Annotated in this window: 6 protein-coding genes; 5 read left to right on the top strand and 1 reads right to left on the bottom strand. The window is 64.2% G+C overall.

All coding sequences use genetic code 11. From position 1 onward, the window contains the following. The 5 genes from groEL to IT350_00355 form a co-directional block, all read left to right on the top strand. On the top strand, nt 1–767 hold a 767-nt coding region (gene groEL / locus IT350_00375), incomplete at its 5' end, for a chaperonin GroEL (protein ID MCC6156478.1). Nucleotides 768–1,428: 661 nt separating this feature from the next. Then, nucleotides 1,429–2,412, top strand: a complete 984-nt coding sequence (locus IT350_00370) for a flagellar hook-length control protein FliK (protein ID MCC6156477.1) — start codon at nt 1,429–1,431, stop codon at nt 2,410–2,412. 9 nt (nt 2,413–2,421) lie between these two features. Further along, the gene (locus tag IT350_00365) at nt 2,422–3,093 is read left to right on the top strand and encodes a hypothetical protein (GenBank protein ID MCC6156476.1); all 672 of its coding nucleotides are present in this window, start codon (nt 2,422–2,424) and stop codon (nt 3,091–3,093) included. A gap of 111 nt (nt 3,094–3,204) precedes the next feature. Beyond that, nucleotides 3,205–4,512 carry a flagellar hook protein FlgE gene (locus tag IT350_00360; protein ID MCC6156475.1) on the top strand — a complete coding sequence of 436 codons (1,308 nt, stop codon included), beginning with the start codon at nt 3,205–3,207 and terminating at the stop codon, nt 4,510–4,512. A gap of 57 nt (nt 4,513–4,569) precedes the next feature. Then, nucleotides 4,570–4,788, top strand: coding sequence for a hypothetical protein (locus tag IT350_00355; GenBank protein MCC6156474.1), 219 nt, complete (start codon nt 4,570–4,572; stop codon nt 4,786–4,788). Nucleotides 4,789–4,808: 20 nt separating this feature from the next. Here the strand turns inward: IT350_00355 and IT350_00350 are convergent. Then, nucleotides 4,809–5,065: winged helix-turn-helix domain-containing protein (locus IT350_00350; protein ID MCC6156473.1), on the bottom strand; the 257-nt coding region annotated here is incomplete at its 5' end.

Below are 5,065 nucleotides of genomic sequence, written 5' to 3'. Positions count from 1 at the left end.
CGATTCTCACCGGCGGCCAGGTCGTAGCCGAGGAACTCGGCATTCGTCTCGACAGCATCGGTCTCGATGCCCTGGGCCGCGCGAAACGCGTCGTGATCGACAAGGACAACACGACGATCATCGACGGCGCGGGCGACCCCAAAAAGATCGACGGTCGCGTTTCGCAGATTCGCGCGCAGATCGAGGAGACCACCTCGGATTACGACCGCGAGAAGCTTCAGGAGCGTCTGGCGAAGCTGATCGGCGGCGTGGCGGTGATCAAGGTCGGCGCGGCCACCGAGATCGAGATGAAGGAAAAGAAAGCCCGCGTCGAAGACGCCCTCAACGCCACCCGCGCGGCGGTCGAGGAAGGCATCGTGCCCGGCGGCGGCGTCGCTTATTTGCGCGCCCTGCCCGCCCTGCGCAAGCTCAAACTCGAAGGCGACCAGCAGGCCGGCGTGGATATCATCATGCGCGCCATGCAGGAGCCGATCCGCCAGATCGTGGCCAACGCCGGCGGCGAAGGCGCGATCGTGGTCGAGAAGGTCATGAACAACGAAGGCGCGTTCGGCTACGACGCCGGTGCCGATGAGTACACCGACATGCTCAAGGCCGGCATCATCGACCCGAAAAAGGTCACGCGCTGCGCGCTGCAGAACGCCGCCTCGGTCGCGACCATGATGCTCACCTGCGAGGTCATGGTGACCGAGAAGCCCGAGGAGAAGGGTCACGGCGGCGGCGGCGGAATGCCCGGCGGCGGCATGGGCGGCATGGGCGGCATGATGTAACCAACGCCCGCAGTCTCCGACTTTTCCGAAACGCCCCGGTTCGCCGGGGCTTTTCTTTTCGACCCCGTGATTTTTTGCGACCCAGCAGTTTTTACCCGCCGGCCAAGCAGCGTTTGCCGCGACGACCGCCACCTCCCTGCCCGTCCATCCCATAATATTCGAGTAAGATCATGCACTTACACAATTCGCGCGGCTGGCACACGGATTGCTGAATGACGTTTCGGCCCCGACGCGTCCCAAAAAGACGAAACGGAGCCGGGAGGTGTGGATGAGCCTCGTCAACCTCGAATCGGATCATCGCTCTTTCATCGACGCGCTGCTCAGCGCACCGCGAACGCGCGGCGCCAGGTCGCCAGAGGCACTCTTCGACCGCGCCTGCGACCAGGCCCTGGAGCGAGCCGAAGTGTCCCGCCGAGCTTTGGAAGAGGACATGCGCGACGGTTCGACCGCTGGAGTTTCGGAAGCCCAAACCGAACCGCGGGATGCGCGTCAAGTCTCGTCCGGCCAGGAGACATCGAACACAGACGAAACATCCGCGTCACGCGAGGCTTCGTCCGCAGCCGTTACAACATCGGTGGAAAGCGCGTCGGCGACTCAAAAATCCACCCCCGAAGCGACGTCCATTGCGAAGGAATCAACGGCCCCGATATCGGTCGAGCGGTTGGAATCCGCCGCTCCGGCTTCCGCGCAGGGCGGCTCATCCGCCACGCCGGCGATCGACACGCCGGATCTCGCGATCTTCGAAGACGCCACGATCGGGTTGCCGCCGCCGGAGGCACGAACGCTCGGCGATCTGGCCGGACGTCTGCCCGCGCTCGAGATTCTCGCGCGTCGTCACGGCGAGGCCGTCGCGCGCCTGTTGGCGGGCGCGATGCAGGTCGAAAGCGGTCTGCCGGGCGAGGAACACCTCGAACCGCGGCCCGTCGATTTCGCCCGCTGGCGCCGGGATCACACCCCGGCGAGGCCGGCCCACGCGGCTTGGCAGGACCGGGGTTTCGCGGCTCGATCGGAGTCGATCGATCCGGCGCTCGAAAATCCCTTCGAAAATGTGTTTCCGCTACGATCCATGGGCGCTCGCGAGAGCGTGATCTCCAGCGGAGCGGCGAATTCCGTGCAGCCGCAGTCTGCGTCCGCCACCGCGATGGTTTCGCAACCGTCGCCGCACGCCGCGACCGCGACTCCCGAGCCGGTGAGCGGCACGAGCGGCGTCGATGTCGCATCGCGCATCGAGAAGTTTCACGCGGTCGTGACGCGCGTGGCGCACGCCATCGTGCGCACCGCCGATTCCGGCGGCGGGACCGCGATCGTTCGCCTGCATCCCGCAAACCTCGGCCGAATCCAGATCGAAGTGACCGTCGAACAACAGGTGGCCGCGGTTCAACTCGCGGTCGAGAACCCGCAGGTTCGTCAAGCGATGGCGCAGGACGGATGGATGCTGCGCGACTCGCTCGCCCAGCAGGGGCTTACCCTCGGCGAATTCTCGGTTCGCGGCGACGCCGCCGGCGCGGCGCCTTTCGGGAACCGCGACGCCGCCACGTCCGACCGATCGACTCGTGGCGAACGAAGCGCCCGCGAGGCAAACGTCCAAACCGCCCCAACACCGCGTCGTGACCTGCGTGCGTCGCGCGTGAGCATGACGATCTAGGAGAACACGATGTCGACGAGTCCGATTCTCAGCTTCGATCAGCTCACGGGTTACACCGGGACGGAAGAGACCAAGAAGAACGACATGCTCGACAAGGAGGTCTTCCTGAACCTCCTCATGACGCAGATGAAGCAGCAGGATCCCCTCGATCCGATGGACAATCAGCAGTTCCTCGATCAGCTCGCGTCGCTCGCGACCGTCGAGGAACTTCGGACGTCGAATGCCAACCTCGCCACGCTCCAGCTCTATCAGTCGAGCATCAACAATGCGCAGTCGGTGTCGATGATCGGCAAGGAAGTTCGCGCGTCGGGCGACACGATGCGCCTCGCGCACGACGGCGACTCGACCAAGCTGCACTTTCTGCTCGAGGGCGAGGCGAAAGACGCGGAAATCACGATCTACAACGCCAAGGGGACCGTCGTTCGCACGATCACCGCGAACGAACTCGAAGAGGGCATCAATCGGGTCAGCTTCAACGGCCTCGATCGGAACGGTTCACCGCTTCCCGCCGGCGATTACAAGTTCGAGGTGAAGGCGAACGGCGGCGACGGCACGAGCGTGACGGCGACGACGCTGATCTCGGGGCGCGTCGAGGCGGTATCCTTCGACTCCGGAGGGCCGGAGCTGATGATCGACGGCCAGAAGGTCATGATCGGCGACGTGTACGAGGTCGCCGAATAGTAGAATTCGCGGGCGGATCGTTTTCGGAAAGATTCAACGGGATGGGTATGTGAACGCCGGAGCGCGTTCCGATCGGCGCCAGGACGGCGAAACCCTGACGGGAGGTTGGTCATGACGGTACTCGGCGCCCTGTTTTCCGGAATCTCCGGACTCAACAGCAACGAAGTCGCGATGGAAATCATCGGAAACAACATCGCGAACATCAACACACCGGGATTCAAGGGGTCACGTCCGAATTTCGGAGACGTGCTCAGCAAAACGCTCGCCTCGGGGTTCTCGATCGGTCGCGGATCGCAGATCCAGTCGACCTCGCAGGTCTTCACGCAGGGCGGATTCCAGGCCACCGACAACGTCACCGATCTGGCGATCGAGGGAGCCGGGTTTTTCATGGTGCGTGACCCCGGCAATCTCGGGCAATATTTCTCGCGCGCGGGAAATTTCCGCATCGACGAGAACGGCTATCTCGTGACGACGGCCGGGATGCGCGTGCAGGGATTCGGCGTCGATTCGGATGGCGTCACCATCGGGACGTCTTCCGACATTCAGATTCGCAACACACCGCTGCCGCCCCGGGTCACCGGTGACGGAACGAACGGGACCGGCGTGACGATCAATCTGAATCTGTCATCCGACTCCACCGTCGCTCCCGGCGGACCCGCATTCGACATCAACGACCCCGTCACGACGTCGAACTTCGTCAACTCGATCTCCGTGTACGACTCGCTCGGCAACAGCCATCAGATCAGCGTGTACTATCGGCGCGCGTCCGACGTGCCCTCCGTCTGGGAGTGGTATGCGGTGGTTCCGGACGCCGAAGCGACGAGCGGTACCGCCACGATCGGCGCGTCGGGAACGCTCGAATTCGACACCGAGGGCGCGCTCGTGGCCGAAACGATCGTGACGCCGCCCGCATTCGACTTCGTCGGCGGCGGCACGCAAGGCCAAGCGATCGGAATCGACTTCGGCGAATCCATCGCCGATGGCGGCACCGGCTTCAGCGGCACCACGCAGTTCGGCGAAGAGTCCGCGGTCGTCTTCCAGGCGCAGGACGGTTTCGGTCCCAGCTATCTCTCCTCCATCGACATCAATCCGGACGGCATCGTGTTCGGAAAGTTCGCGAACGGCGAAACCGTGAACTTCGGTCGCATCGCCATCGCCCGTTTCACCGCGCAGGAACGGCTGACGCAGGTCGGCGGAAATCTCTTCTCCGAATCCGTTGACTCCGGCCCCGCCGCGCTCGGCGTCCCGTCGAGCGGCGGCAACGGACGTGTCTTCGCCAACACGCTGGAGTTGTCCAACGTTGACATGGCGAGCCAGTTCGTTCAGATGATCACGACGCAGCGCGGGTTCCAGGCAAACAGCCGCCTGATTTCGACGGCCGACCAGATGATGCAGGAACTCGTCAACGTCACGAGATAGCCGAAATCGCGAGGTATCGAGGCCGGTCCTCCCGGCCTCGGATTCGAGGCGGAACAGATGGCGCGCGGTCCCGACTGGTGGGCGACGCTCAGCGACGAAGAGCGCGCGGAAGCCGTCGCCGAGATCAGGGTTCAGGTGGGCCAGGACCTGTTTCTGGGTCTATTGAATCGAAGTGTCGCCGCGCTCGTCGGTTTCACCCTCATGGCTCTTTCGATCTACGCCCTCGTGATTCGCGCCCCCATCTGGATCCACGACACGCTGCACCGTTTTTTCTAAGACCGGCCCCGTTCGCTTTGTCAGGTGGTCCCAGCGATCGGCGTGGGCTTTTCCGAACGGGATCGCGCCCTGCGGCGGCCCGCCGCCATCCCGCCTTCTTCCGCGAATTGTTTCAGCGCGCCGAGATCGTGAATTTCCAGCGAGCGCCGACCGCCGCCGACCCAGTGATGTCTCCGGAAGTCGCCGAGCACGCGGATCGCGGTTTCCACGGTCGTGCCGGAGATCGCGGCGACATCCCGCCGTCGGATCGGAAAGCCGAAGCGTACGAGTGCGCCGT

It is taken from the genome of Deltaproteobacteria bacterium, from assembly GCA_020845895.1.
Taxonomy (GTDB): domain Bacteria; phylum Lernaellota; class Lernaellaia; order JACKCT01; family JACKCT01; genus JADLEX01.
Note: the sequence above shows the minus strand (reverse complement) of the source record. Positions and strands in the feature narration are given on the sequence as shown.

Coding starts and splice junctions, on each gene's coding strand:
- IT350_00365 (MCC6156476.1), top strand. CDS start 2,422: ATGTCGACGAGTCCGATTCTCAGCTTCGATCAGCTCACGGGTTACACC.
- IT350_00355 (MCC6156474.1), top strand. CDS start 4,570: ATGGCGCGCGGTCCCGACTGGTGGGCGACGCTCAGCGACGAAGAGCGC.
- IT350_00360 (MCC6156475.1), top strand. CDS start 3,205: ATGACGGTACTCGGCGCCCTGTTTTCCGGAATCTCCGGACTCAACAGC.